Origin of the sequence: Nocardioides plantarum (genome assembly GCF_006346395.1) — a bacterium.
Classification (GTDB): Bacteria; Actinomycetota; Actinomycetes; order Propionibacteriales; family Nocardioidaceae; genus Nocardioides; species Nocardioides plantarum.
This window is the reverse complement of record NZ_VDMS01000004.1, coordinates 337,550-363,085: the sequence shown is the minus strand read 5'-3', so window position 1 is coordinate 363,085 and position 25,536 is coordinate 337,550. Positions and strand designations below refer to the sequence as shown.

Genomic DNA, 25,536 nt, shown 5'->3' with positions numbered 1-25,536 from the left:
CGGGGTGACATGCCCCGGCTAGGCCTGCCGCTCGTACGCCGCGACCAGCCCGGTCATCAGCACCGCCGCGAGACCGGCGCCGACCGCGGGGTGCACCTCGCGGGCCACGAACCACGCCGCCACCGCGCAGCCGACCACCGCGACGGCGTACGCCGAGGCGGGCGCGAGCGTCGGGGGAGTGCGCGCCGGGGCGCGAAGGGTGGCGAAGAAGGCGACGAGCAGCAGCAGCAGGACCGCCGCGGCGGACACGCGGACCCGCTCGGCGTCGAGGGTGGTGACCACGACGAAGGCCGCCGCCCAGACCCCGACCAGGGGTGGGTACCACGCGGGCGCGCCGCTGTGGGGTGACCGGGGCACGCGTGCCGGGCGGGGTCCGCTCGTCGACGGCGACGGCGACGGCGACGGCACGCCCCGCCCGAAGAACGGGTCGGGTACGGCGGGTACGGCGGTGGCGGGGTCAGGCTCGCGCGGAGCGACGGGCGGGCGCGGGCCGGGGGTCCGGCGGGCCCGGACCTGGCCGGGGTCGAACGGCCTCCCCGGGTCGAGGTCGGGGCGCGGACCGGGGTGCTCGCCAGCCTCCCGCCGCGGGGTGGGTGCCTGCCCGGCGCGGGTCGGGGGGCGCTGAGCCGGATCGGGCTGCGTGGGCCGTGTGGGCTGGGTGGGGTGGGTGGGCTGAGCGGGCTGCGTCGGTTGCGTGGGCTGCGACCCGACGGGCGGCGCCGCGTCAGGCTCGGGCTCCGCGTCAGGCTCGGGCTCGACCTCCGGCTCGGGCTCCGGCTCGAACGTCTCCTTGCGGGCCTGGTCGGCCAGCTCGCGCGCCTCCTCGCGGCGGGCCTTGGCCGCGGCGCGGGCTGCGGCCAGCGCCTCGCTGCCCCGGCCCGAGTCCACAGGCGTCACACTAGTCATCTCGAGGGGAGGCTGGTGCCGTGTCGGTGGTCGTGTCGGTCAACGTGGGTCGCCCCCGCCCGGCGACGTGGACCGCGATCGGTCGTACCTCGATCGACAAGACCGCGGTGGCGGGGCCGGTCGCGCTCGGCCCGCTGGGCCTCGACGGCGACGAGGTCTCCAACCACCGGCACCACGGCGGGCCCGCCAAGGCGGCCTACGCCTTCGCCCGCGAGGACCTCGACCGCTGGGCCGAGGCGTTCGGGCTGCCCGTCCCCGACGGCATGTTCGGCGAGAACCTCACGACCGAGGGCCTCGACGTCAACGGCGCCGAGATCGGGGAGCGGTGGCGGATCGGCGACCCCGTCGGCGACCACGCCGTCGTCGAGGTGACGATGTTCCGCACCCCGTGCCAGACCTTCAAGGCCTGGCTCGCGCGCAACGGGTACGACGACCGCGCGTGGGTCCGACGGTTCGCCCAGGACCTCCGCCCGGGCGCCTACCTGCGGGTCGTCGTGCCCGGCACGGTGCGCGTGGGCGACCCGATCGAGGTGGTGCACCGCCCGGGCACCGACGTGACGGTGGCGTCGTGGTTCGGCGAGGTGTTCGCGCCACCCACCCGGGGTTGACCTGTCAGGACGCGCCCACGAGGTTGCGGCCGCGGGCTGGCGGGGCGCTGGCCCCGTGCTGGCCCCCTGCTGGCGGAGTGATCTAGGTTACTCACCAGAAACCCCACCCGTCTCGGCCGTCACCCGGAGTTAGACATGCCCGTCAACCACGATTCCTCGTTCGTCGACCACCTCGCGCCGAACGTCGCGGTCCAGTTCCTGGACCGCGTCCGGGCCTCACCCGGAGCCGAGGCGTTCCGCTTCCCGCGGGGGGAGTCGTGGGAGTCCGTCACCTGGCAGCAGGCAGGCGACCTGGTGTCGCGCCTGGCAGCGGGCCTGCTGTCGCTGGGCCTCGAGTCCGAGCAGCGGGTCGGCATCGCGTCCGGGACCCGCTACGAGTGGATCCTCGCCGACCTGGCGGTGATGTGCGCCGGTGGCGCCACCACCACGGTCTACCCCAGCACCAACGCCGACGACACGGGCTACATCCTGAGCGACTCCGAGTCGCGGTTCGTCTTCGCCGAGGACGACAGCCAGCTCGCCAAGCTGCGTGAGCAGGAGTCCGAGCTGGGTGGGCTGGTCAAGGTGATCACGTTCGACGGCGCGGCCGACGGTGACCGGGTGATCACCCTCGACGCGCTCGCCGAGCTCGGCGACGCCTACCTCGCCGAGCACCCCGGCGTGATCGAGCAGACCGCGGAGAAGATCCCGGCCGACCAGCTCGCGACCCTCATCTACACCTCCGGCACGACCGGGCGTCCCAAGGGCGTGCGCCTGACCCACCGCGCCTGGGTCTACGAGGGCGCCGCGATCAAGGCCCAGCACATCCTCGACGAGAGCGACCTGCAGTTCCTCTGGCTGCCCATGGCCCACTCGTTCGGCAAGGTGCTGCTCTCCACCCAGCTGGCGTGCGGCTTCGCCACCGCCATCGACGGCCGGGTCGACAAGATCGTCGACAACCTCGGCATCGTGAAGCCCACCTTCATGGGCGCAGCACCGCGCATCTTCGAGAAGGCCTACGGCCGCATCGTCACCATGACGGCGAGCGAGGGCGGCCTGAAGGAGAAGATCTTCAACCGGGCCTTCGCCGTCGGCGCCAAGGTCGACGAGCTGAAGCGCACCGGCGCCTCGGTGCCGCTCCCGCTCAAGGTCCAGCACGCCCTGTTCGACCGGCTGGTCTTCAGCAAGGTGCGTGACCGGTTCGGCGGTCGGGTCCGGTTCTTCATCTCGGGCTCGGCGGCGCTCAACGCCGAGATCGCCCAGTGGTTCCACGCCGCCGGCATCCTCATCCTCGAGGGCTACGGCATGACCGAGAACGCCGCCGGCGCCACGGTCAACCACCCCGACGCCTACAAGATGGGCACCGTCGGCCAGGCCCTGCCCGGCAGCGAGGTGCGCATCGGCGACGGCGACGAGGTGCTCCTGCGCGGCCCGCACATCATGGCCGGCTACCACAACAACGCCGAGGAGACCGCCAAGGCGCTCGACCAGGACGGCTGGCTCCACACCGGCGACAAGGGCTCCCTCGACAGTGAGGGCTTCCTGACCATCACCGGCCGGATCAAGGACCTGTTCAAGACCTCGGGCGGCAAGTACATCGCCCCCTCGGCCATCGAGGCCAAGTTCAAGACGATCTGCCCCTACGCCAGCCAGTTCATGGTCTTCGGCAACGACCGCAACTTCGTGGTCGCCCTGGTCACCCTCGACCCCGACGCCATGGCCGGCTGGGCCGACGAGAACGGCATGGCCGGCAAGTCCTACAACGAGGTCGTGGCCTCCGAGCCGGTCAAGGCCCTCGTCGCCGACTACATCGAGCAGCTCAACGCCAAGCTCAACCGCTGGGAGACCATCAAGCGGTGGGAGATCCTCGGCGACGACCTGTCCATCGAGTCCGGTGAGCTGACCCCCTCGCTCAAGGTCAAGCGCAACGTGGTCGAGGCCAACAACAAGCAGCTCATCGAGAGCTTCTACGGCAGCTGACGTCGTACGGCGTCCGCACCGGTCGCGCACAGCGGGCACCCAGGTCGGGCGCCGATGCTGGCCTCATGAGCAACCAGCACCGATCCGACGACGTCGAGGAGCACGACCTCGGCCTGACCCACGACCTGGCCCGGCTGGCCGAGCAGCGGCGCTCCTTCGGGCGCCGGGGCCTCCTGGGCCTCGTCGGCGGCCTCGGTGCCGTCGCGATCGTCGGGTGCTCCACCGACGACGCCGGCACGGCCAGCGACCCGACGTCGTCCGCCGGGCCCTCGGGCGGTCCGGGCGGGGCCCCGCCCGACGGCACGGGCAGCGGGGTCGAGGTCGCCGCGGGCGAGATCCCCGAGGAGACCGCCGGCCCCTACCCGGGCGACGGCTCCAACGGCCCCGACGTGCTGGGCGAGTCCGGCGTCGTGCGCAGCGACCTGACCAGCAGCTTCGGCACCGGTCGTGGTGTCGCCGAGGGCGTCCCCGTCACGGTGCGGATGAAGGTCTACGACCTCCAGGGTGACGACGCCACCGTCCTCAGCGGGGCGGCGGTCTACCTGTGGCACTGCGACCGCGACGGCCACTACTCGATGTACGACGACGAGGTCGTCGCCGAGAACTACCTGCGCGGCGTCCAGGTCAGCGACGGCTCGGGGGTCGTCGAGTTCACCACCGTCTTCCCGGGCTGCTACGCCGGCCGCTGGCCGCACATGCACTTCGAGGTCTACCCGAGCCTGGACGTCGCGACCGCCGCGGAGAACAAGCTGCGTACCTCGCAGCTCGCGATCCCGGAGGCCACGTGCCGCGAGGTCTACGGCGTGGCCGACGGCTACGACGCCAGCGCCGCCACGTTCGCCGGCGTGAGCCTCGGCACCGACAACGTGTTCTCCGACGGGTACTCCCTGCAGCTCCCCACGGTGACGGGCTCGGCGACCGACGGATATTCGTTCCACCTGAATGTTCCGGTCTGATCCGGATACGCTTGACGTACCGGGGGGTGGTCTGGACGCGCCTCGGTCCCCGATCACAGAGGAGCAGGACATGGCGACCACTTGGCCGCAGATGGCCCCCGACTTCGCCACCCGGCTGGGTCGGCGTGAGCCGCAGGCGTTCCGGCACGGCCTGGCAGACCATCCTCTGCTCTCCCTGGAGGCCATCGCCGAGCTGGCGACCCGGCTGCCGGACGACTCGGTGACCGCCGAGCTCGCGGCCAAGCCGCTGGTGCACAGCCAGACCGACAGCACCCGGCGGCTGGACCGCAAGGTCGTCGCCGAGCAGATCCGCGACCTGGAGAGCAACGACGCCTGGTTTAACCTGCTCAACATCGAGCAGCTGCCCGACTACAGCGAGCTCGTCGACACCGTCGTGCGCGAGGTCGCCCTCTCCGGCGGCATCGACCCCGAGAGCATCACCCGGCGCGCTGGCTTCCTGTTCGCCAGCTCGCCCGGTGCCGTCACCTCGGCACACTTCGACATCGAGCAGAGCCTGTGCATGCAGCTGCGCGGCACCCGCACCCTCGGTCTGGGGCGCTTCGACGACGACGCTCACCGCGAGGTCGAGGTCAAGCGCTACTGGGAGGGCGTCTACGGCCGGCTCGACACGATGCCCGAGCAGACGCGCGCCGAGGAGCTCTCCTCGGGCGTGGGCGTCTACATCCCGCCGTTCACCCCCCACTGGATCACCAACCACGGGGCGCCCTCGCTGTCGATGACCGTCGCCTTCTTCACCCGCGACAACAGCGACGAGGCCGCGGTGCAGGTGCTCAACCACCACCTGCGCCGGCTGCGCCTCGCCCCGCCGCCCTACGGCACCCGCCCTCGCGCCGACCGGGCCAAGGCCGCCGTGATGCGCGGGGCCACCGCCGCACGCGCACGCGTCCGCCGTACCCCCGCCTGACCTACCCGAGACGGGCCCGTAGCCGGCGTCGGCTCCGGGCGGCGACCTCGACCGCCGCGACGGCGGCGCGCCCCGACCGGCCCCGACCGGCTCGGATCCGGTGCACCTCGTGTGCCGAGGCGACGAACGACGACTTGTAGTCCTCGCCGCCGCGCAGCAGGTCGGCACTGCCGACACCAGCGTCGGCCGCCGCCGCGATGACGTGTGCGAGCAGGGCGGTCCCGGCGCCGTCGTGGTCGGGGTCGGTCGAGCGCGCGACCTGGTAGAGCGAGATGCGGTCGCCGAGCACGAAGGCGATGCTGACGGCGACCGTCACGTCGTCGTCGCCCAACCGGTGCACCCAGACCTCGTCGTGCTGCAGGCCGGCGTGCAGGGCGGCCCGCAACGTGCCCATCTCGGCCAGCAGGTCCTGGCGCCCGGGACGGGTGGCGTGCAGCGCCTCGAAGTCGTCGAGCGCGCGAGCGACACCGTCGGGGCCGACCCGCTCGGCCCGGAGCCCGGTCTCGGCCAGGGCCTTCGTCGAGCGTCGTACGGAGCGACGGAACGACGACGACCGCTCGGCCATCCACTGCTGACCCGAGCCCGGGAGCACGCCGTACGGCGCCGTCTCGGTGCGCCGGGACTCCACCCCCACGGCCCGCGACACCAGCGACGCGGGCACCAGGCCGTCGAGGTCGAGGACGCACGGCCCCAGTCGCTGCAGCCAGGACGCGAACGCGTCGGCCACGGCGCCCTCGTGACCGGGGCGCGCGAGCAGGTCGAGGTGGTCGGGACACAGGACCCCCTGGCCGGCGAAGCGGACCCGCCGTATCCCCCCGACCCGGTCGACGTCGAGCGCGGCCCCGCCGACGAGCTGCGAGCCCCGGGTGACCAGCAGGTAGCGCCGCCGCGGGGAGGCGCTGGCATCGAGCCACCACCGCCGCAGGAAGGGGATGGGCCGCTCGGCCGATCCCACCAGGGAGTCCCAGTCGGGCCCGTGGACCCCCCACGACGTCAGCTCTCGCCAGGTGGCGTCGTTCGGTGGGGGACTCGTCACGCGTGCAGAGTACGGCGCGCCGAGGGGCCGTCGAAGAAGCCTCCTCGCGCGGGGATTGCGGCCGGGTCCTGCCGGGTACGGTTGACCGGATACGACGACGAGGCCAGCTCGGAGCCCGCGGCCACCAGTTCCGCTCTAGCTAGAGGTGTCATGCCCGACAAGCCGATGATCAGCAAGTCAGCCCTGCGCGCGGGGGAGGTGGGAGCCGACGTCCTGCACGAGGCCCTCGCCATGCGGCAGGAGGCCGAGCGTGCGCTGGCCGAGGCCGGCGAGCGGCGCTCGATCGCACTCTCCGAGGCGACGCAGGTGCTCGACCAGGCGCGCGCCGCCGCGGCGACCCTGGCCGAGGAGGCCGCGTCCGAGGCCCAGCAGATCGTGCAGCAGGCCCGTGAGCAGGCCCTCGGGATCGTGGCGCGCGCGCGTGAGGACGCCGAGCAGGTGCTCGCCGATGCTCACGCCGACGCCGCCGAGTTCGACGCCTGGGCCCGTCGCGATGCGCAGGACAGCATCCGCGGTGAGGTCACGGCCGCGCGCGAGGCACTCGAGACCCGCCGCGCGGAGGTCGACATCCGGCTCGCCGCCCTGCGCGCCGCCCTGGACGATGCGGTGGACGCCCTCGAGGAGACCACCCGGTTGCCGTCGTTGTTCGTCGAGACCACGGGCGACCCGGTCGACACCGGTCGCCCCGTCCACGATCTCGGCGCCCGTGGGGACGCGGCTGCGCCCTCGACGCCCCCGGCGCGGATGACGCTGGTCACGACCCCGCCTCTCGACGCCGAGGACGACGCCGATCACGGCTCCGCGGCGCCGGACGACGATGACCGGACCGACGCGGCCGAGTCGTCCGCCCCCGGTGACGGCCGGGTCGACGCGGACGGCCGGGACCGCGCCGCTGACGCCGACGCCGACGCCGATGCCGCCGCCGACGACACCGACTCCCGCGACGACCTGGACGCCTTCGACCACGCCGCCTCCTTCGCGGCGTCCTCCTCGCTGGGTGCCACGCTCGTCCGGGCCCGCACCGACGCCACCGCGCAGTCGACGGACGACGACGCGGCCACGACGGTCGACGGGGCCGGTGACGCCGACACCATCACGATCGACCGCGAGCGCGACGAGGACCAGAGGCCCTACGACGACGCCGCGCGACCGCTCGGGTGGCTGTTCCGGTCACCGCCGATGTAGGTCGCCAGCGCGTCGGATGCCCCCGGGCGCCCACGTCGGCCGGTCCTACGAGCTGGCGTCCGGCTCGGCGGCCCGACCGGAGTCATCGCCCTGGGGGTCGCACGACCCCTGAAGGTTGGCACGGCCAGCGCTCTCGGCGGCCGCGTCCTTGTCCGGCAGCGGGAACGCCGTCACCGACCTCACGGTGCTTCCGCGAGGCACCTTCGTGTAGAGCTGCATCTTGATCCGGTCGGGCACCGCGCCCGGCGCGAAGCAGAACCACGTCCCGGAGATGACCGCGAGGAACTTGCCGTCGGGACCATCGATCAGGGCCTGGACGACGGCGGCGTCGATCGGGTCTCCCTTGGTGGTGACGTCGGCCACCAGCAACGTGCCGGCCGCGTTGTCCTGCAGCCGCAGCGGGGCGATGCTGGTCTGGCTGGACCGGGTCCGACCGGCTGCGGCCCACAGGACGTTCTTGTAGGTCACGTCGACCTGCCCGACCGAGGCGGCGTCGTCGAGGTAGAAGTAGAACCCGAACGAGGCGCCCGGGGCGACCTCGATCGCGGTGCAGCAGCGGCCCTCGATGGTGCTCGCGGCGGTGGAGCCGAGCGCGGTGCCGTCCCTGCCCTTGACGCTGATGACGGCGTCGGCGTGACGCAGCACCCGGTCGGTGGTGTTGCGGACCAGGACCGACAGCAGCCCGTTGACCTGACCCCACTCGACGGTCTCGAGCACGTGGGTGTCGACCGAGGCGGAGGACCCCGCGCCGTCCTGCTCGGCGCCGTCCATCTGGGCGCCCAGCTGGGCACATCCGGACGTCAGCAGCAGCAGGGCGAGCGCGAGCAGCCCCCAGCGCAGCCTGGTGATCCCCATGGTCGAGCCCCCCATCAGCAGCGCGACCCGGGCGGTGACAGAGGGTGCCTGCCTCAGGGCGCGCAGGGCCTGATCCTACCGTCCGCCCCGCGTCGGTCCCGCGTTCCGCGACGAACGACGACGACGAGGCAGGCGACAGGGCAGGTGGTGGGGCAGCCGCGCCGGTCGTCGCGCTCGTGTCTTGCTGGCATGATCGACGATCATGGGGGGCCTGGGTCCGACGTCGTCGGCCGCGACATCTCCTCCTGCGTCCGTGCACCACTGGACCTCGGGGGACCGTTACGGGGTCGTGCGCGCCCTGCTGCCGGCCGACCCCGGGCGTTGTTGGGTGGGTGCCGACCCGGCCACCGAGGCGGTCCTGTCCGCCATGCTCGCAGCTGCGCGGGTCGCCGAGGTCGGGTGGCCCGCTGACGGCACCGCCGACCTGGTGGTCGTCGACGAGCGACGGCACGACGTCGAGGTCGCCGCCCGGGCGCTCGCACCCGGCGGCACGCTCGCGGTCCTGGGGTCGCGCGGTCCCTGGTCGGTCTATCCCGACACCGATCGACCCGAGCTGCTGTGGCGCGCAGGGTGGCCGGTGCACCCGGCCACCGACCTCGTCGGCTGGGCGCGCCGGCGGGCCGGCCTGTCGCGACCCCGCGGAGCCCCCCACCTCGAGATCCGCACCGGGCTGTCGGGGCCGCCCCCGCGCTCGTTGGCCGACCGGGTGGTGGCCGACCTCGCCGCGGCGACCGGACGGCCGGGACGGCTGGTCGGGGTGATCGCCGCGGGGCAGACCGTGCTGCGGGTCCGTCACGACGACGGCGGGGGCGACATCGCCGTCCGGATCCGGCTGCGGGCCCTCGACCACCCCCCGGACCTGGCGGCGGTCGTGGCCGGCGAGGTGCCGGGTCTGCTGTCGGTGCTGCCGCAGGTCGTGGCACGGGGCCACACCGCGGGCCATGCCTGGACCGCCAGCCGGTGGGTGGGTGCGGACCGTCCCTCGCTCGTCGGCCGCCGCGACGTCGAGACACGCCGTCGTCTCGCCGCGGACACCATCGAGATCCTCCAGGCCCACCCGACCGGCACCACCGCACCGGGGTGGGCGAGGTCGTGGGCCGACACCGCCGACCAGCTGTCGGCTGACCTGCGCGCCGAGTGGGCGGGCGTGATGCAGGCGGCCGAGAACGCGGTGGTCACCGCGTGGTGCCACGGCGACCTGTGGCCCGGCAACGTCGCCGTGGACGGTGACACCGGGGTCACGCTCGACTGGGACAACGCCTCGCCCGACGCCCCGGCCGGCCTGGACCGCCTGCTCGTGGGCCCCCTGGCCGCCGGGGGCGAGGCCCACCGCTGGGTCCACGAGGTCCTGCGCCACGTCGACGAGCCCGAGCTGCTCGACGCGAGCCCGGTCGGGGGCCGCGCCTGGAGCGCCTGGGACCGTCCCCACCGGCTGGCGCTGGCCGTGGCCGCCGTCGTCCTGCAGCTGCGCAACCGGTCGGCCCTGGGCGACGGTGGCGCCCTGGTCGCCGAGGCCGCCCGAGCCGTGGCCGACGTCCGGCATCCGCCCGCCGTCGTCACCGCCGCCGCCGCCGAGGAGCCCGACCCCGGCGGGTCGACCGGCACCATGGCCGGCCGCACCGCTCGCGGCGCGCTCTGGCTGGCGGTCAACGGCATCGTGGTCAAGTCGTCCCAGACGGTGGTCCTGCTCATCCTGGCCGCGGTCCTGGCTCCGCAGGCCCTCGGGCTCGTGGCGCTCGGCACCCTGGTCGCCAACGTCTCCGTCGTCCTGTCCAGCCTCGGTACGGCGAGCGCGCTGGTGTTCTGGCGCGGTGACGTCCAGCGGGCGGCACGGACCGCGGTCACCCTCGCGATCGTGACCGGGGTCGCGCTCGGGTCCCTGATCTGGGCGACGGCGCCCTGGCTCGCCGACGCGATGGGGGCCGAGGACGGCGGTGCGCGGGTGATCCGCGGGCTGGTGCTGACCCTGCCCTTCGTCACCGTGTCGGCCGTGACCAACGAGCTCCTGCGCCGTCGCCTGGCCTTCTTGCGGCGGATCATCCCCGACACGACCGCCTCGGTCCTCGGTGCGGTGGTGGCGATCGGCCTGGCGCTCGGTGGCAGCGGCGTGATGGCCCTGGTCGTGGGTCAGGTCGTGCAGGCCGTCGCGACCCTGCTGCTGTCCTGGTGCGTCCACCCGCCCGTGCGTCCGGGGTGGAGCACCGCCGACGCCAAGGGACTGCTGTCCTACGGGGGGCCGCTGGCCGGGGCCAACCTGCTGCAGCTCGTGCAGCTCAACGTCGACTACATCGTCGTGTCGGTCGTGCTGGGCGCGGCGGCCCTGGGGCAGTACTCGCTGGCGTTCCGACTGGCGTTCATGCCCTACCTGATGATCGCGGTGGTGATCGGCGGCGCCGCGTTCCCCTACCTGTGCCGGCTGACCGGTGCCCGGTTGGCCGAGGCCTCCGCGACGGTGATGGCGGCGACCGTGACGATCGTGACCCCCGTGTGCCTGGGGATCGCGATGCTCGCCGACCACCTGGTGCTGCTGGGCCGGAAGTGGTCCGACGGCGTCCCGGTCGTCGCGCTGCTGGCGGGCTACGCGTGGATGCTGGTGTTCGGCACCCTGGCCCAGACCTCGCTGAGCGCCGCCGGCCGGACCGGGGTGGCGATGGGGCTTCGGCTGGCCCACCTCGTCTTCCTCGTCGTCGGCCTGGCGCTGGTGAGCCGGCAGGGGATCGTCGCGGTCGGGGCCAGCCAGCTGGTCGCCGCCACGCTGGCGGCGCTGCTCGCCCTGTGGCTGCTGCGCCGCGTCGTGACCGGGTTCTCGGCGTACGCCGTGGCGCGCCAGCTCGGCCCGGTCGCGGTCGCCGCCGCCGTGATGGCGCTGGCGATGCTGGGGCTGCGAATCCTGCTGAACTCCCGGCACGTCGACGTGTCCGCTGCGACACTCGTGCTCGGCGCGGTCGTCGGGATCGTCGCCTACGCGCTGCCCCTCGCGGCGCTCGACCGCGACCGCGTGGTCGGACTCGGCCAGCTCCTGAAGGGGGGGACCCGATGAGGAGCACCACCCGGTCCCTCGCCCGTCGTACCCGCCCCGTGGCCCGCACCGTGCGCTGGCTGCGCGACCGGGACGGGTCGCGATCGCTGACCCTGATCGGGTGGCACCGGGTCGACGGCGAGACCTCCGACGGGCTGTCCACCGGCGTCCCCGACTTCGTCGCGCACCTCGACGTCCTCGCCGCGAGGGGGTGCCGCGTGCTCTCGCTCGAGGACGGCCTGGCGGGCCTGCGGGCCGGATCGCTCCCGCCGGACGCCGTCGCGCTCACCTTCGACGACGGCTACGCCAGCGTCGTCGAGACGGCCTGGCCGCTGCTGCAGGACCGGGGCTGGACCGCGACGCTGTTCGTGGTCACCGACAGCCTCGACCGTGAGCTCCGCTTCGCCTGGGACGACCACGCCGCCGACGACCCCGCCGGTCGGCTGCGCCTCAGCAGCGCCGACGAGCTGGCCAAGGCGGCCGCCGACGGCCTCGACCTCGGCTCGCACACCTGCACCCACCCGTTGCTCACGCAGCTCGACCAGGACGCGCTCGAGCGCGAGCTGGTCTCCTCCCGCCACGTCCTCGGCGACCTGCTCGGCCGTCAGGTGAGCTCCATCGCCTACCCGGCCGGGGCGTGGGACCGGCGGGTCCGTGCCGCAGCCGGCCGGGCCGGCTACACCGTCGGCATCACCGTCGACCGGGGGGTCGCGACCCCGCGGAGCCCCCTGCTGTCGCTGCCTCGTGCCTTCGTGCCCCACGACCCGATCGACCTCGACCTCGTGCTCGACGGCGCCTACACCTTCCTGCGTCCGCTGGACGCGGTACGGGCGAGGCGGGGGAGGCGTTCGTGAGCTCCGCCGGCACCAGCACGACCACCTCGGTCCTCCACGGCTCCGAGGCGCCGCGGCGCCTCGAGCACGCGCCCCTGCCGCCGACCCTGCCGCGAGCCCGGGGATCGGCCCTGCTGGCCCTGGCCACGGCCGGTGCCGCCGGGCTGGGCTTCGGCTACGACGCCCGGTTGGCCGCGCTGGCCTTCGCCGCACTGGTCGTGGCGGCGGTCATGCTGCTGCGCCTGGAGTGGGCGGCGCTGCTGGTGGTGACCACCGCGGTCTTCGAGGACTACCTGTCCGTGGTGACCCCCTGGGCGACCAAGGGGGTGGCCGTGGTCCTCATCGGCTCCTGGGTCGTCCGTCGTGGCTGGCGACCCCTGCACCGCGGCGAGCGGAGTCCGGTGCTGGTGGTCGCCGGCGGGTTCACCCTGGTCCTGCTGGCCTCGGCGGTGCTGCACAACAACGGTGCTGCCGGCGCTGACGTGGTCCTGCGCTACGCGGGCTTCCTGGCCGTTCTCGCCGTCCTGGTCGACACGATGCGGGCAGGTCTCCCGCCCCAGGTCGTCGCCCGCGCCTACGTCGCCTCCTGCGCCCTGGCGTCGTGCTTCGCGGTCGCGGAGTTCTGGACCGGGGACGACCGGCGGGCCGGCGGCCCGATCGGCGATCCCAACGACTTCGCGTTCTTCCTCCTGGCCGCCATCCCGCTGGCGCTCGTCCTGCGTGGCTCGGCCCGGCGACGGTGGGTCTACGACGTGGCGGCCGGCCTGCTCGTGGTGACCACGGCGCTCACGCTGTCCCGGGGTGCCCTGGTCGGTGCGGTGGCGATGGTGGTCGTCGGTGCGGTGCTGCGGCTGATCCCGCTGCGGACGATCGCGGTGGGCCTGGTGGCCGCCGGAACCCTCGCCGCCGTCGTCGCGGGGACCGTCCCCGACCTGGTCAGCACGAGCCTGGAGCGCAAGTCCGTGGTCGCCGAGCAGAACGTCGACGAGCGCCTCGACCTCTGGCAGGCCGCCACGTCCATGACGCGGGAGAACCCCGTCCTCGGCATGGGCCCCGGCTCGTTCTCGCTCTACCACCAGGACTACATGGACCGTCTGCCCCGCGACATCTCGCACGACCTCGACGTCGCCCACAACACCTACCTCGAGGTGTCCTCGGAGCTGGGGTTCGTCGGCCTCGCGACCTGGTTCGTCCTGCTGGCCACCGGGGCGCTGTCGGCGTGGGTGGGCGCCAAGCGGCGTGGTGACGCGCTCGCCGGCGCGGTCCTCCTGGCCCTGGTCGGGCTGGCGGTGGCATCCGCCTTCGTGACCGAGCAGTACGTCCTGCCGATCTGGCTGGTCCTGGCCCTCGCGGCCACGCTCCAGCGACCGCCCCCCTCGACCGCCACCGTCCTGCGGTAGGTCGCGACCGTGCGGATCGTGCAGGTGCTGACCCAGACGACCGGCGGGCCGGCCGACCACGTCGTCGACGTCGCGGCCGCGCTGGCCGCCCGCGGTCACGACAGCCACGTCGTGGGACCCGCGTCCGAACGGCGTACCGAGCTGGCGGCGGCCGGGGTCACCTGGCACACCGCGTCGATGGGCCACAAGCTCGACGGCCGCGGCGCCGCCGCCATCGTGTCGCAGCTGCGGCGGCTGTGCCCCGACGTGGTCCACGGCCAGGACCGGCGTGCGGGATGGATCGTGCGCGGGCTCGGGCCCGTGCTGCGGGCCCGCTGCGTCTACACGCTGCACGGGGTGCCCGACGGGCTCGCCGACCTCGTCGAGGGCAACGTCCGCGCCGCGCCGCGACGTCGCCGCGACCGGCTCTACTACCTGTGGGGTGAGCGGCTCGTGACCCGGTGGTCCGGTGGCGTCGTGGTGGTGCCCAGCGAGGCCGTGGCCCGCTATGCCGTCGCCCACGTCGGGCTCCCGGACCGGCTGGTGCACGTGGTGCACAACGGGGTCGACCCCGCTGCGTGGGTGCCGGCCGAGGCCGACCGGGTCGGCGCCGACGGCTCGCTGGTGGTGGCCTGGGTGGGACTCCTCGGGACCGTCAAGCGGGTCGACGTCCTGCTCCGGGCCGTCGAGCAGGTCCCGGGTATCTCGGTGCTCCTGGCAGGCGACGGGCCGTTGCGTGACGAGGTGGAGCGTGAGGTCCACCGACGAGGGCTCGACGGGCGGGTACGGATGCTGGGGATGGTCGCGGACGTGCGGCCGGTCCTCGGTGCCGCCGACCTGTTCGTCCTGACCTCGGCCGCCGAGAACCTGCCGATGGCGCTGCTGCAGGCGATGTCGAGCGGCTTGCCGTCGGTGGTCTCCGCCGTCGGTGGGGTTCCCGAGCTGGTCCGTCACGACGTCGAGGGCTGGCTGGTGCCCGCCGGGGACGTCGCGGCCACGGCCGCCGCACTGGCCCATGCGCTGGTCCACCGGAGCGAGCTGGCCGCCATGGGCGCCCGAGCCCGGGCCCGCGTGATCGACGGGTGGACCCTCGACCAGTGCGTCGACCGGCTGGTGGACGTCTATGCCGACCGCTGAGGCCGCCGCCGGGAACGACGGCGGCACCACCGACGGCACCACCGAAGGGCGAGCGCTGCGTCAGCTCGTCGTGATCGCCGAGCTCGGGTCCGGGGGTGCCGAGAGCGTCGTGGTCCAGCTCGCCACGCGGGCTCGGGCCCGCGGGGAGGGCGTCGTGGTCGCCTCGGCCGGCGGATGGCGCGAGCAGGCCCTGGCCGACGTCGGCGTCGAGCTCGTCTCGGTCCCACTGCGTCGAGCAGCCCTCCGCGACACCCTGACGTCGGTCCGCGACCTTCGCCGTCGCCTCGGGTCGGCCCCGGTCGACGTGGTCCACGCCCACAACGTCCGGGCCGCGCTCGTCGCGCGCCTGGCGGCGGTCGGACGGCGTCCGCGACCCCCGCTCCTGGTGTCGGTGCACGGTCTCCCGGCCCGGCGCTACCGCCTGGCCGCGCGGGTCCTCGGAGCCGCCGCCGACCTGGTCGTCGCCGTGTCCTGCGACGTCGCCGACCGGCTGGTCGCCGGTGGCCTGCCGGCCGCGCGGGTCCGGGTGGTCGACAACGCTCCCGACCACCCGGCCGAGCTCGACCGGGACACGGCGCGCACCGACCTCGGGCTGTCCCGGACCGGTCCGGTGGTCCTGTGCCTGGCCCGCCTCGCCCCTCCCAAGAGGCCGGACCTCGTCGTACGCGCGATCGCGCAGGTCCCCGGGGTCCGGCTGCTGGTCGCCGGCGACGGCGTGCTTCGCGCCGAGGTCGAGGGGCTCGTCCGCGAGCTCGACCTCGGCGGTCGGGTCGAGGTCCTCGGCGATCGCCGCGACGTCGCCCGCCTGCTCGCGGCGGCCGATCTCGTCGTGCTCTCGTCCGACAGCGAGGGGCTGCCGATCACCGTCCTGGAGGCCATGGCCGCGGGCGTCCCGGTCGTGGCGTCGAGGGTGGGGGGCCTGATCGACCTCGACCCGGACGCCGTACGGCTGGTGGAGCCCGACGACGTGGACGCCCTCGGCGCAGCCGTGTCCGAGCTGCTGTCCGATCCGGCGCTGGCCCTCGCCCAGGCGGTCCGGGCCCGTGAGCTGGTGGCTCAGAGGTTCTCGACCTCCGCGATGGACCGGGGCTATCGCGCGGTCGTGCGAGAGCTGGTGGGGCGTCCCGCGCCGCCAGCGGATGCCTCGTCCATCTGACCGGTATGTCGAACTTCGAGACATGTCAGGGAGTCGATGTAGTCTGACCGATGGGGGATACACAGTTGAACGTCCGGACTTCGGCGCGCTCCCCTCTACTTGGGGACAACGACATGGAGCCGCAGGACCTGTTGGGAGCACTCTGGCGTCAGCGCCTGCTCGTGCTCGGAGTGTTCGTCGTGGTCGGCCTGGCCACGGTGATCGGCGTGTCGATCGCGCCCAAGTCCTACACGGCGTCGGCCACCATCTCAGCCGCCCAGAACCCGGACAGCCCGCCTGCGACCGACGACCTCGACGCGCTGCGCGGCACGATCGGCGAGCTGGCCAATTCCCGGGCGGTCGTCGACGCCGTACGCGCCGACCTCGACGTCGATCGCTCGGCCGACGAGCTGCGCCGCTCGATCGACGGGTCGTGGGTCGAGGGCACGGTGCTCATCGAGATCGTGGTGCACGACGGCGACCCCGAGGTGGCGGCCAAGATCGCCAACCTCGTCGCCAGCGAGCTGCCGCGCAACAGCCCCGTCAACGGGACGTTCGTGTTCACCACCACGACGCCGGCCCGGCCTCCGGTCACCTACTCCAGCCCCAACCTCGTCCTCGCCGGTGCCGCGGGCCTTGTGGCCGGCGCGGTCCTCGCGTGCCTGTTCGCCGTGGCCCGCGACCGGCGGCGCCTGACCGTCGACCACGGCCGGATCGCCGAGGAGGCCGCCGACGCGCCGCTGCTGGCCCACGTGGCGCCCCCGCACGACCTGACCGCCCTCCCGGCTCTCTACCCGGGCACCGCCGCTGCCGACGTCTTCCGGCACCTGCGGCTCTCCTTGGAGGCCGAGGGCAGCAGGGACCCGGTCGACCTCGTCGTGGTGGCCGGTGTCGGACCCGGTGAGGTCAACATCTGGCTCGGCGCCAACCTGGCCATCTCGCTGGCCAGCGTCGGACGACGGGTGCTGCTCGTGGACGGCCGGCTGGACGCCCGTTCTGGTCACCAGCCGTCCCCGCACCGCGACGGCCTCTTCGGGGTCCTCGACGGCCTCCCGCTCGAGGACGCGATGATGGACGGCCCCATCGAGGGCCTGTCGGTGCTCCCGTCGGGCGATGCTCAGGGACGCTCCGCCGAGGTCCTGATCGAGACCAAGTGGGGCGACGTCGTAGCCGCCGCCAGGCTCGCCTTCGACGTGATCGTGGTGCTCGCCCCGCCCATGGACATCTCCGACGACGCCCGGGTGATGGCCGCCAGCGGCTCGCTGCTGATGGCGGTCCCCGAGGGCACGGTCTCCGTGGCCGCCCTGCGGGCGCACAGCGACCGCGTCCGCTCGGTTGGCGGCCGGCTGCTGGGCCTGGTCCTGGTCGGTCACCGCGCCGAGCGGGTCCCGGTCTAGTGGTCGTCCTCGACGCCCGGTTCGTCGCTGTCCGCGTCACCCGCGCCGCGGACCACTAGGACCCCGTGCGACCCCGCGACCACGGCTGGGAGCCACGCATGAGTCCTCGTCTGCACGTCGTGCACGTGTCGCGACCGGTCTCCGAGGGCACCGCGGTGGTCGCGCTCTCCTACGTGCGCGACCAGCTCGAGCGCGGGTGGAACGTCACGCTGGTCTGCCCCAGCGACGGCTGGCTCGGCTACGCCGCCCGCGACCTGGGTGCCCGGGTGCGGTGGTGGCAGTCACGGCGCGAGCCGACCCGTGGGGTGCTCGGCGAGACCATGGCCCTGCGCTCGATCCTGGCCGAGTGCCCCTCCGACGTGGTGCACCTGCACGGCGCCAAGGCCGGTCTGGTCGGACGTCTGGCCGTGCACGGCCGGACCCCGACCTTCTACCAGCCCCACGGCTGGTCGTTCCTGGCCGTCGACGGCGCGAAGGCCGGCCTCGCGCTGCGGTGGGAGCGTCTCGCGGCGCGCTGGACCGACACCGTCGTCTGCGTCAGCGAGGACGAGCGGCGGCTGGCCACCGAGCGCGCCATCGACGCGCGCACCCTGGTGCTGCCCAACGGCATCGACCTCGCCGCCTGGCCCCGGGTCGCCGACGCGGAGCGGCAGGTCGCCCGCGACGAGCTCGGGCTCGACGGGGGACCGGTCGCGGTCTGCGTGGGGCGCCTGTCGCAGCAGAAGGGCCAGCACGACCTGCTCGACGCCTGGCCCGAGGTCCACCGCGCCGTTCCCGACGCCACGCTCGTCCTGGTCGGCGACGGCCCCGACCGGGCCGCCCTGGAGGCCAGGGCCGAGGGACTGGCCGGTCTGCGGATGGTCGGTGCCCGCACCGACGTACGCCGCTGGCTGGTCGCGGCCGACGTCGTGGTGGCGCCCTCGCGCTGGGAGGGGATGGCCCTGGTGCCCCTCGAGGCCATGGCCTGCGCGCGCAGCATCGTGGCGACCCGGGCGGTCGGGGTCGAGGAGACGGTCCCGGACGGAGCCGGTGCGGTGGTCGACCTCGGGGCCCGCGACGACCTCGCCGCCGCGCTGGCGCACCGGCTACGGCACCGCGACGAGGCCGACGCCGAGGGGCTGGTGGGGCGCGCCCACGTCGAGAGCGGCTACGACGCCGCTACCGCCTCAGCGGAGCTGTCGACGGTCTACCTGACCCGACTGGCCCAGCGGCGGCCAGCGCCGCGGTGACCACGTCCCGGCTCTGGGGCTGGGGCCGACGCAGCGTCGGCAGGGTCCGGGCGAGGATGGTGATGTCGCGCCACAGCGACCAGTTGTCGATGTAGCTGTTGTCGAAGCGGACCCGCTCGCTGATCGAGGTGTCGCCGCGCAGGTCGTGGACCTGGGCCCACCCCGTGATGCCGGTCCGCACCCGGTGCCGGTCCTCGTAGCGGTCGTGGCGGCGGGCGAACTCGGCCACGAAGTGCGGGCGCTCGGGGCGCGGGCCGACCAGGCTCATGTCGCCGCGCAGCACGTTGACCAGCTGCGGCAGCTCGTCGAGGCCCGTACGGCGCATGAACCGGCCTGCGGAGCCGAGGCGGGCGTCGTTGTCGATGTTCCACGTCACCGCGCCCTCGTCGTCGCTCACCGGCATCAGGGTCTGGAACTTGTAGAGCGAGAACCGGCGTCCGCGCAGACCGACCCGGGTCTGGCGGTGGATGGCCGCCCCGGTCTCGCGGCGGGCCAGCACGGCCAGCACGGTCATCGTGGGCGCCAGCAGGAGCAGCGCGATCGCGGCCAGCGTGACGTCGAGACCGCGTTTGAGGCCCTGGCCGATCGACCGGTCCGACAGCCGGACCAGTCGCGTGAGCGCGATGTCGTGGATGACCTCGGTGCGGTGCTGGTGGACGCGACCCATCGTCTCGAAGAAGCGCGGGACGACGAAGACCTGGTGGTTGCCCTCGACCGCGTGCCGCACCGCCTTGACCATCGCCGCGTCGGGCGGGCCCGAGAAGGCGAACACGATGTCGCGCACCCCGAGGTCGACGATCGCGCGCGGCAGGGTGGCGACCCCGCCGAGGTGCGGGCTGGGCAGCGGCCCCGTCTCCGAGGTCACCTCGCCCACCATCCCGACCGGCTGCAGCCCGTAGGCCCCGTCGGAGCGCAGCGCCTCGGTGATCCGGACGGCCACGACGTCGGTGCCGACGATGATCGCGGGGTGGGCGATCCGGCGAGCGCGTCGCCTCCGGTTGACCATGCCGTAGACGACGGCCCGGGTCGTCACCAGCAGGGTCAGGAAGAGCGCCGCAGCGGTCGCGGCGCGGGCCATGGTGGGCTCAGGTACGTTCGCGATCCTCGGCACGAGCGCGAGGTAGCCCACGACCACGGCGCCTGTCGTCAGCGTCATGCGGGGCAGGTCGTCGAGCACGCTGAGCACCAGCTTGGAGCGGTGCAGGTGGGCCAGGCTCGACGCCATCACGACCATCGCGGTGGTGACCGCCAGCAGCACCGGGCCGTCGACGCCCAGCAGGAGCAGCATCACCGCCGCGGCGCCGAGGTCGAGCGCGATCAGGATGGGCCCGAGGGCCAGGAGACCCGGTCGACCCGGCCGACCCGGTCCGTGCGGTCGGTATGGACGGTGTTGCGGACGTGCGAGCTTCCCCATGATGTTGCGCCCCCCCAGGCGATGGAGGCGTCCCGCCGGATCGCGGCCGGACACCCTCGACAGACCGTGTGAGTACCACCGGTCTCCTCCACCCTGCGCCACGAGTGGGAGCTTTAAAAGCCGGACGGGCCTGGGAGACTGACGAATAAATGACGTATTGGGGCACGACCGGTTGACACGATGTGCAGGTACTTGACACGTCCAGCAACCGTCAGGGGTGCTGGGTGGTCCGGGTGGTCGTCCGGGTGCCGCCTCGCTGGAAGGATGCTGCCATGCCGTCCGCCCTTCCCGCAGGAGAATCAGCCCCCGAGGACGGTTCGCTCCCGTCGGCGTCGCTCGAGCACCTCGCCGAGCGGTCGTTCTCCTTCTACGTGCACGTGCCCTACTGCTCGGTGCGGTGCGGCTACTGCGACTTCAACACCTACACCGCCGCCGAGCTGGGTCCCGGCGCCTCGCGGGCCACGTACGCCGCGCAGGCGGTCGAGGAGGTCCGGCTCGCTCGTCGGGTGCTCGGCCAGCGCGACCTCCCCGTCGAGACGGTCTTCCTCGGCGGCGGCACCCCGACCCTCCTGCCGCCGGCCGACCTGGCCTCGGTGCTCACGGCGATCGACACCGAGTTTGGGCTGGCACCGGGCGCCGAGGTCACCACCGAGTCCAACCCCGACTCGGTGACGCGCGCCGACCTCGACGCCCTGCGTGCGGCTGGGTTCACCCGGATCTCCTTCGGCGTGCAGTCGGCGGTGGGGCACGTGCTGCGGGTGCTCGACCGGACCCACGACCCCGAGCGTGTGCCGCGGGTGGTCCAGGACGCCCGCGCCGCCGGCTTCGAGCAGGTCAGCCTCGACCTGATCTACGGCACGCCGGGGGAGTCCCTGGCCGACTGGGAGGTCTCGCTCGCGGCGGCCCTGGCCTGCGAGCCCGACCACGTGTCGGCGTACGCGCTGATCGTCGAGGACGGCACCGCCCTGGCCCGTCAGGTCCGCCGCGGCATCGTGCCGATGCCGGACGACGACGACCTCGCGGACAAGTACCTCGTGGCCGACGAGCGGCTGGGTGCCGCGGGCCTCGGTTGGTACGAGGTCTCCAACTGGGGCGCGCCGTGTCGCCACAACCTCGCCTACTGGCGCGGGGGCGACTGGTGGGGCGTCGGGCCCGGGGCCCACTCCCACGTCGGTGGGACCCGCTGGTGGAACGTCAAGCACCCCACGGCGTACGCCGCCCGGATCGCCTCCGGCGCGAGCCCGGTGCACGCCCGCGAGGTGCTCGACGACCAGACCCGTCGGGTGGAGCGGGTGCTGCTCGAGGTGCGGCTGCGCGACGGGCTGCCGCTCGCCGTGCTCGACGCGGAGGGTCGTGACGCGGTCGGCCGGATCGTCGACGACGGCCTGGCCGTGCTCGACGGGGAGCGGATGGTGCTGACCCTGCGCGGCCGGCTGCTGGCCGACGCCGTCGTGCGCGACCTCCTCTGACCGCTGACCCGTCGCCCACGGGCGACGGGTCAGCGCGGGATCTCGATCGACCCGTCGCCCACGGGCGACGGGTCAGCCGTCGACGGTGACGAAGTCGATGAGCTCCTCGACCCGGCCGAGCAGGGCGGGGTCGCAGTCGGCGTAGGAGTCGACGCGCGACAGGATCTGCTTCCAGGCGCGGGCGATGTCGGCCTGCTCGGCGTGCGGCCAGCCGAGCGCGGCGCAGACGCCCTTCTTCCACTCCACGTCGCGGGGGATGTCGGGCCAGCGGGTCAGCCCGATCCGCTCGGGCTTCACCGCGGCCCAGATGTCGACGTAGGGGTGGCCCACGACCAGGACGTGGGGACCCTCGACCTGGCGCGCGATCCGCTGCTCCTTGGAGCCGGCGACGAGGTGGTCGACCAGGACGCCGACCTTGCGCTGCGGGCCGGGGCCGAACTCGGCCAGCACCTCGGCGAGGTGGTCGACGCCGTCGAGGAGCTCGACCACCACGCCCTCGAGGCGCAGGTCGTCGCCCCACACCTTCTCGACGAGCTCGGCGTCGTGGCGTCCCTCGACGAAGATCCGGCTGGCCCGGGCGACACGGGCGGACGCGCCGTGGACGGCGACGGAGCCGGAGGCGGTGCGGGTCGGCTTCGCCGGCGCCGTACGACGCACGGGCGGCACGAGCACGACCGGCCGGCCCTCGAGCAGGAAGCCGGGGCCGAGCGGGAAGGTCCGTCGCTTGGAGCGGCGGTCCTCCAGCGTGAGGGTGTCGAGGTCGCGATCCACGGCGACGATCTCGCCGACGAAGTCGGTCATGACCTCCTCGACGACGAGTCCCAGGTCGGCGCTGGTCTCGACCGCACGGCCGCGCTTGGGCGCGCGCCAGTCGCCGGAGAGCACGTCGGAGCCGTATCGATCTGCCACCCCCGTCACGCTAGGTGCCCGGGGCCACCACGGCGGTCAGGACGCGCCGTCGGCGGGCGTGACCTACTCGGACCCGCCCGACTCGTCAGACTCGTCGGACTGCTCGGCGTGCTTTCCGCCGCTGAGCAGGTCGTCGACGGTCTCGCCGGGCTCCAGGCCCTCGGCCAGCGGGTTGTCGTCGGGCCGCAGGTCCTCGGGGAGCTGCTCGTCGTCGATGGCCTCGGGGGTCGCGTCGCTCTCGGTCATGCCCCGAACCTACGTCAGGGCCGGGCCCGGGGGAGCCCGGCGGCGCTCAGAGGAGCGGCAGCCGCTTCTGCGAGCGGGGCAGCTGCTCGTAGCCCCGCCTCACCGCGTCGCCCAGGTACTTCTCGGGGAACGGCCAGTCGCCGGTGGCGAGGGCGTCGGCGACGGGGACGCCGCGACCGGCGAGGTCGCGCAGCGTCTCGGCGAGGACGCCGATGTCGTTGCGCTGCACCTCGAGGAACTCACGGTCGACGACCGCCCCGTGCCCGGGTACGACGACCGAGGACGTCGTCGTCAGGCCCAGGACGACGTCGAGGCTGAGCGGCCACTCCAGCGGCCAGCACTCGGGGCCGAACCCGGGCGTCGCGTCACGCTCCGCGGACTCCTCGATCAGGTCGCCGAGCAGCACCGCGTCGGCATCGGGCACACGCACGACCAGGTCGCCGGACGTGTGGCCGCGGCCGGGGTGGACCAGCTCGACGTAGCGGTCGCCCAGGTCGACCACGCGCGCCGAGGAGAAGGTGTGGTCGGCCGGGACCAGCGTGGTGGCCCGGATCTCGGCGCTGCGCGGGTCGGCGTCGTCGGGGTCGTAGCCGCCCTCCTGGCCGACGAACGCCCGCTGGGCCTCGGCGGCCGCCTCGTGGGCGTGGATCGGGACCTCGCCGTACGCCGTGCGGAAGGTGCCGTTGCCGAAGCAGTGGTCGTGGTGCTCGTGGGTGTTGACGATGCCGACGACCTCGCCGGCGCCGAGGGCACGGACCTCGTCGACCACCTGGGCGGCCGCGGCGGCGGAGGCGTGGGTGTCGACGACGAGCAGCCCGCGCTCACCCCCGATGACCGTCACGTTGACGTCGAACCACGCGTGGCGCGCGACCCAGACCCGGTCGGCGACCTCGGAGAACGACATGGCGCCGTTCTACCAGTGGGCGCGCAGGGGGTCAGCAGAGACCGGCGTGCAGCTCGCTGCGCAGCAGGTCGCCGAGGTCGTCGGTGCTCGTGGCCGTGCGGGGGAAGCGGAGCTGGCGGCTGTGGGATCCCTCGAGGTCGACCCACTGCACCTCGACCCCGTGGGCCGACAGGTCGGCGAGGGAGACCCCGACGACCTCGGCCAGCCGGGTGCCGGTGGTGGTGGAGACGGCGCGGCGCAGCTCGACCTGGTGGCACAGGTTGGCGTGCTCGGCGGAGCGCTGCAGGTAGCCGCGGTTGAGCACGTGGTCGGCGGAGCCGAAGGCGTCGACCGGGACGCGTACCTGCCCGTCGGCACGGGGGAGCGTGAGGACGACGACGTCGACCAGCAGGACGATGGTCTCGCGGACCTCGCGGCAGCACTCGCAGCTCTCGCGACCCTGGCTGGCCAGGCGACCGCCGAGGGTCAGCGTCGCGTCGCGGTCGTCGGAGGCCAGGCGGCCCAGACCGCTCTCGAGGGTCAGCAGGGCGCGACGACCGCGCTGGGCGGCGTCGACCAGGCGGGTGCCGACCGGGGCCGAGAACGTCGGCACGCCGCCGAGGTCCTGCATGCCGAGCTCACCGGCGCCGCCGGCGCCGGGGTCACCCAGGTCGCCGAGGACGTCGTCGACCCCGTCGACCACCAGGTTGACGCCGGCCGGGCAGGCCAGCACCGCACGGGCGACCGCGGCCAGGCGGACGGGGTCGCCGGTGGTGGCGGTGGTGTGGTGGTCGAGGCTGGTCATGCGGGGCTCCTCGCGCGCGGGGACGGACGGCGGACCGACCGAGTGACTAAGGCAAGCCTAACCTCATCGTCGTACGTCGTCCACTCCGGTTCGGGGGAGCGGTAGGCTTGGCACTCGGTGCCGACGAGTGCCAGACGAGTCCGGACTCATGCCAGGGGAGGTCAGCACATGCAGGAGGAGCGACGGATCGCCGTCCTGCGCGCGATCGTCCAGGACTACGTCGCCACCGAGGAGCCCGTCGGCTCCAAGGCGCTCGTGGAGCGGCACGGACTCAACGTCTCGCCGGCCACCGTGCGCAACGACATGGCCGCGCTCGAGGACGAGGGCTACCTCACCCAGCCCCACACGAGCGCCGGGCGGGTCCCGACCGACAAGGGCTACCGGCTCTTCGTCGACCGGCTCGGCTCGGTCAAGCCGCTCAGCGCCCCCGAGAAGCGTGCGATCGCCAGCTTCCTCGACGGGGCGGTCGACCTCGACGACGTCGTGTCGCGCAGCGTGCGGCTGCTGTCGCAGCTGACCCGCCAGGTCGCCGTCGTGCAGTACCCCACGCTCTCGCGCTCGACGGTGCGCCACCTCGAGCTGGTGGCGCTGGCCCCCGAGCGGCTGCTCGCGGTCGCCATCCTCAGCACCGGGCGGGTCGAGCAGCGCATCGTCGAGCTGACCGCACCGATCTCCGACGACGACCTCGCCCGCCTGCGCAGCCGGGTCAACCTCGCCGCCACCGGCGAGGTCATCGCCGACGCCGTCACCGCGCTCCGGTCGCTCGGCCCCGTCGATCCCGCGCGCGACCCCACACTCGGGGACGCACCCCTCGCCGACCACACCACCGCCGTCGCCCAGGTGCTCGCCGACGCGATGGGCAACCACCGCTCCGACGAGCGCGTCGCCGTCGGTGGCGCCGCCAACCTGGCGCGCTACGGCGACAGCTTCGAGTCCGCCGTACGCCCCGTCCTCGAGGCGCTCGAGGAGCACGTCGTGCTGCTCAAGCTCCTCGGCGAGGCCAGCCCGGCGGGCACGGTCACGGTGCGCATCGGCGCCGAGGGCCCGATCGAGGACTTCTCGGCCACCAGTGTCGTCGCCACGGGCTACGGCCCCCACGACGACGCGCTCGCCACCCTCGGCATCGTCGGTCCGACGCGGATGGACTACCCCGGCACCATGGCCGCGGTCCGCGCCGTCGCCCGCTACGTCTCGCGGATCCTCGACGAGGCCTGACGGCCCGTCGTACCCCCGCACACCAACCCACGCACG

22 protein-coding genes are annotated in these 25,536 nt (G+C 73.9%); 14 read left to right on the top strand and 8 right to left on the bottom strand.

The features are described from left to right. Positions 1–18: 18 nt before the first annotated feature. On the bottom strand, positions 19–888 hold the full coding sequence (locus FJQ56_RS17940; RefSeq protein WP_140010953.1) for a hypothetical protein: 870 nt from the start codon (positions 886–888) through the stop codon (positions 19–21). Positions 889–926: 38 nt separating this feature from the next. On the opposite strand from FJQ56_RS17940, the gene FJQ56_RS17935 reads away from it, so the two are divergent. The 4 genes from FJQ56_RS17935 to FJQ56_RS17920 all read left to right on the top strand — a co-directional run bounded on the left by FJQ56_RS17935 (position 927) and on the right by FJQ56_RS17920 (position 5,354). Next, positions 927–1,514 carry an MOSC domain-containing protein gene (locus tag FJQ56_RS17935; RefSeq protein ID WP_211351150.1) on the top strand — a complete coding sequence of 196 codons (588 nt, stop codon included), beginning with the start codon at positions 927–929 and terminating at the stop codon, positions 1,512–1,514. 135 nt (positions 1,515–1,649) lie between these two features. Next, positions 1,650–3,473 (top strand): AMP-dependent synthetase/ligase, encoded by a 1,824-nt coding sequence (locus FJQ56_RS17930; RefSeq protein ID WP_140010952.1) that lies wholly within the window; start codon positions 1,650–1,652, stop codon positions 3,471–3,473. A gap of 65 nt (positions 3,474–3,538) precedes the next feature. Beyond that, the gene (locus FJQ56_RS17925; protein ID WP_140010951.1) at positions 3,539–4,429 is read left to right on the top strand and encodes a dioxygenase family protein; all 891 of its coding nucleotides are present in this window, start codon (positions 3,539–3,541) and stop codon (positions 4,427–4,429) included. 70 nt (positions 4,430–4,499) lie between these two features. Further along, entirely contained in the window at positions 4,500–5,354 is an 855-nt protein-coding gene (locus FJQ56_RS17920; RefSeq protein WP_170215456.1) for a cupin domain-containing protein, read from the top strand. Position 5,355: 1 nt separating this feature from the next. Here FJQ56_RS17920 and FJQ56_RS17915 read toward each other — a convergent pair whose 3' ends face one another. Continuing rightward, a complete protein-coding gene (locus FJQ56_RS17915; RefSeq protein WP_140010949.1) occupies positions 5,356–6,390 on the bottom strand; it encodes a GNAT family N-acetyltransferase in 1,035 nt (344 codons plus the stop codon). Positions 6,391–6,540: 150 nt separating this feature from the next. Between FJQ56_RS17915 and FJQ56_RS17910 the strand changes: the two genes are divergently transcribed. Next, positions 6,541–7,575 (top strand): ATP synthase subunit B family protein, encoded by a 1,035-nt coding sequence (locus FJQ56_RS17910; RefSeq protein ID WP_140010948.1) that lies wholly within the window; start codon positions 6,541–6,543, stop codon positions 7,573–7,575. A 45-nt stretch (positions 7,576–7,620) separates the two neighbouring features. On the opposite strand, the gene FJQ56_RS17905 is transcribed toward FJQ56_RS17910, so the two are convergent. Beyond that, positions 7,621–8,430 carry a hypothetical protein gene (locus FJQ56_RS17905; RefSeq protein WP_140010947.1) on the bottom strand — a complete coding sequence of 270 codons (810 nt, stop codon included), beginning with the start codon at positions 8,428–8,430 and terminating at the stop codon, positions 7,621–7,623. A gap of 289 nt (positions 8,431–8,719) precedes the next feature. On the opposite strand from FJQ56_RS17905, the gene FJQ56_RS17900 reads away from it, so the two are divergent. From FJQ56_RS17900 to FJQ56_RS17870, 7 genes are all read left to right on the top strand, one after another. Beyond that, the gene (locus tag FJQ56_RS17900) at positions 8,720–11,470 is read left to right on the top strand and encodes an oligosaccharide flippase family protein (RefSeq protein ID WP_170215455.1); all 2,751 of its coding nucleotides are present in this window, start codon (positions 8,720–8,722) and stop codon (positions 11,468–11,470) included. Then, positions 11,467–12,303, top strand: coding sequence for a polysaccharide deacetylase family protein (locus FJQ56_RS17895; protein ID WP_140010945.1), 837 nt, complete (start codon positions 11,467–11,469; stop codon positions 12,301–12,303). The genes FJQ56_RS17900 and FJQ56_RS17895 overlap by 4 nt, the downstream gene beginning before the upstream one ends. Next, complete coding sequence (locus FJQ56_RS17890; protein WP_140010944.1) at positions 12,300–13,682, top strand: O-antigen ligase family protein; 1,383 nt, start codon at positions 12,300–12,302, stop codon at positions 13,680–13,682. The genes FJQ56_RS17895 and FJQ56_RS17890 overlap by 4 nt, the downstream gene beginning before the upstream one ends. Before the next feature lie 9 nt (positions 13,683–13,691). Then, positions 13,692–14,798, top strand: a complete 1,107-nt coding sequence (locus FJQ56_RS17885; protein WP_140010943.1) for a glycosyltransferase family 4 protein — start codon at positions 13,692–13,694, stop codon at positions 14,796–14,798. Further along, positions 14,785–15,954 carry a glycosyltransferase gene (locus FJQ56_RS22495; RefSeq protein WP_211351148.1) on the top strand — a complete coding sequence of 390 codons (1,170 nt, stop codon included), beginning with the start codon at positions 14,785–14,787 and terminating at the stop codon, positions 15,952–15,954. Before FJQ56_RS17885 ends, FJQ56_RS22495 begins: the two co-directional genes overlap by 14 nt. Positions 15,955–16,067: 113 nt before the next feature. After that, complete coding sequence (locus FJQ56_RS17875; protein WP_170215454.1) at positions 16,068–17,330, top strand: Wzz/FepE/Etk N-terminal domain-containing protein; 1,263 nt, start codon at positions 16,068–16,070, stop codon at positions 17,328–17,330. Between the two features lie 98 nt (positions 17,331–17,428). Then, positions 17,429–18,559 carry a glycosyltransferase gene (locus tag FJQ56_RS17870; RefSeq protein WP_140010941.1) on the top strand — a complete coding sequence of 377 codons (1,131 nt, stop codon included), beginning with the start codon at positions 17,429–17,431 and terminating at the stop codon, positions 18,557–18,559. On the opposite strand, the gene FJQ56_RS17865 is transcribed toward FJQ56_RS17870, so the two are convergent. Next, complete coding sequence (locus FJQ56_RS17865; RefSeq protein WP_246084245.1) at positions 18,489–19,847, bottom strand: exopolysaccharide biosynthesis polyprenyl glycosylphosphotransferase; 1,359 nt, start codon at positions 19,845–19,847, stop codon at positions 18,489–18,491. The genes FJQ56_RS17870 and FJQ56_RS17865 overlap by 71 nt on opposite strands. A 398-nt stretch (positions 19,848–20,245) precedes the next feature. Between FJQ56_RS17865 and hemW the strand changes: the two genes are divergently transcribed. After that, on the top strand, positions 20,246–21,442 hold the full coding sequence (gene hemW, locus FJQ56_RS17860) for a radical SAM family heme chaperone HemW (RefSeq protein WP_140010939.1): 1,197 nt from the start codon (positions 20,246–20,248) through the stop codon (positions 21,440–21,442). Between the two features lie 72 nt (positions 21,443–21,514). On the opposite strand, the gene FJQ56_RS17855 is transcribed toward hemW, so the two are convergent. From FJQ56_RS17855 to FJQ56_RS17840, 4 genes are all read right to left on the bottom strand, one after another. Beyond that, positions 21,515–22,351, bottom strand: a complete 837-nt coding sequence (locus FJQ56_RS17855; RefSeq protein WP_140010938.1) for a DUF3097 domain-containing protein — start codon at positions 22,349–22,351, stop codon at positions 21,515–21,517. A 63-nt stretch (positions 22,352–22,414) separates the two neighbouring features. Continuing rightward, positions 22,415–22,597, bottom strand: coding sequence for a hypothetical protein (locus tag FJQ56_RS17850; RefSeq protein ID WP_140010937.1), 183 nt, complete (start codon positions 22,595–22,597; stop codon positions 22,415–22,417). A 46-nt stretch (positions 22,598–22,643) separates the two neighbouring features. Continuing rightward, complete coding sequence (locus tag FJQ56_RS17845; protein ID WP_140010936.1) at positions 22,644–23,501, bottom strand: MBL fold metallo-hydrolase; 858 nt, start codon at positions 23,499–23,501, stop codon at positions 22,644–22,646. A 31-nt stretch (positions 23,502–23,532) separates the two neighbouring features. After that, positions 23,533–24,285, bottom strand: a complete 753-nt coding sequence (locus FJQ56_RS17840; RefSeq protein ID WP_140010935.1) for a hypothetical protein — start codon at positions 24,283–24,285, stop codon at positions 23,533–23,535. Between the two features lie 168 nt (positions 24,286–24,453). On the opposite strand from FJQ56_RS17840, the gene hrcA reads away from it, so the two are divergent. Then, positions 24,454–25,500, top strand: coding sequence for a heat-inducible transcriptional repressor HrcA (gene hrcA, locus FJQ56_RS17835; RefSeq protein ID WP_140010934.1), 1,047 nt, complete (start codon positions 24,454–24,456; stop codon positions 25,498–25,500). The last annotated feature ends 36 nt before the right edge of the window (positions 25,501–25,536 follow it).

What these genes read in the sequence shown, in the direction of transcription:
- hrcA (WP_140010934.1), top strand. Translation starts at nt 24,454, where the DNA reads ATGCAGGAGGAGCGACGGATCGCCGTCCTGCGCGCGATCGTCCAGGAC.
- FJQ56_RS22495 (WP_211351148.1), top strand. Translation starts at nt 14,785, where the DNA reads ATGCCGACCGCTGAGGCCGCCGCCGGGAACGACGGCGGCACCACCGAC.
- FJQ56_RS17875 (WP_170215454.1), top strand. Translation starts at nt 16,068, where the DNA reads ATGGAGCCGCAGGACCTGTTGGGAGCACTCTGGCGTCAGCGCCTGCTC.
- FJQ56_RS17895 (WP_140010945.1), top strand. Translation starts at nt 11,467, where the DNA reads ATGAGGAGCACCACCCGGTCCCTCGCCCGTCGTACCCGCCCCGTGGCC.
- FJQ56_RS17920 (WP_170215456.1), top strand. Translation starts at nt 4,500, where the DNA reads ATGGCGACCACTTGGCCGCAGATGGCCCCCGACTTCGCCACCCGGCTG.
- FJQ56_RS17865 (WP_246084245.1), bottom strand. Translation starts at nt 19,847, where the DNA reads ATGCTGCTCCTGCTGGGCGTCGACGGCCCGGTGCTGCTGGCGGTCACC.
- FJQ56_RS17845 (WP_140010936.1), bottom strand. Translation starts at nt 23,501, where the DNA reads ATGTCGTTCTCCGAGGTCGCCGACCGGGTCTGGGTCGCGCGCCACGCG.
- hemW (WP_140010939.1), top strand. Translation starts at nt 20,246, where the DNA reads ATGCCGTCCGCCCTTCCCGCAGGAGAATCAGCCCCCGAGGACGGTTCG.
- FJQ56_RS17925 (WP_140010951.1), top strand. Translation starts at nt 3,539, where the DNA reads ATGAGCAACCAGCACCGATCCGACGACGTCGAGGAGCACGACCTCGGC.
- FJQ56_RS17930 (WP_140010952.1), top strand. Translation starts at nt 1,650, where the DNA reads ATGCCCGTCAACCACGATTCCTCGTTCGTCGACCACCTCGCGCCGAAC.
- FJQ56_RS17850 (WP_140010937.1), bottom strand. Translation starts at nt 22,597, where the DNA reads ATGACCGAGAGCGACGCGACCCCCGAGGCCATCGACGACGAGCAGCTC.
- FJQ56_RS17910 (WP_140010948.1), top strand. Translation starts at nt 6,541, where the DNA reads ATGCCCGACAAGCCGATGATCAGCAAGTCAGCCCTGCGCGCGGGGGAG.
- FJQ56_RS17870 (WP_140010941.1), top strand. Translation starts at nt 17,429, where the DNA reads ATGAGTCCTCGTCTGCACGTCGTGCACGTGTCGCGACCGGTCTCCGAG.
- FJQ56_RS17840 (WP_140010935.1), bottom strand. Translation starts at nt 24,285, where the DNA reads ATGACCAGCCTCGACCACCACACCACCGCCACCACCGGCGACCCCGTC.
- FJQ56_RS17905 (WP_140010947.1), bottom strand. Translation starts at nt 8,430, where the DNA reads ATGGGGATCACCAGGCTGCGCTGGGGGCTGCTCGCGCTCGCCCTGCTG.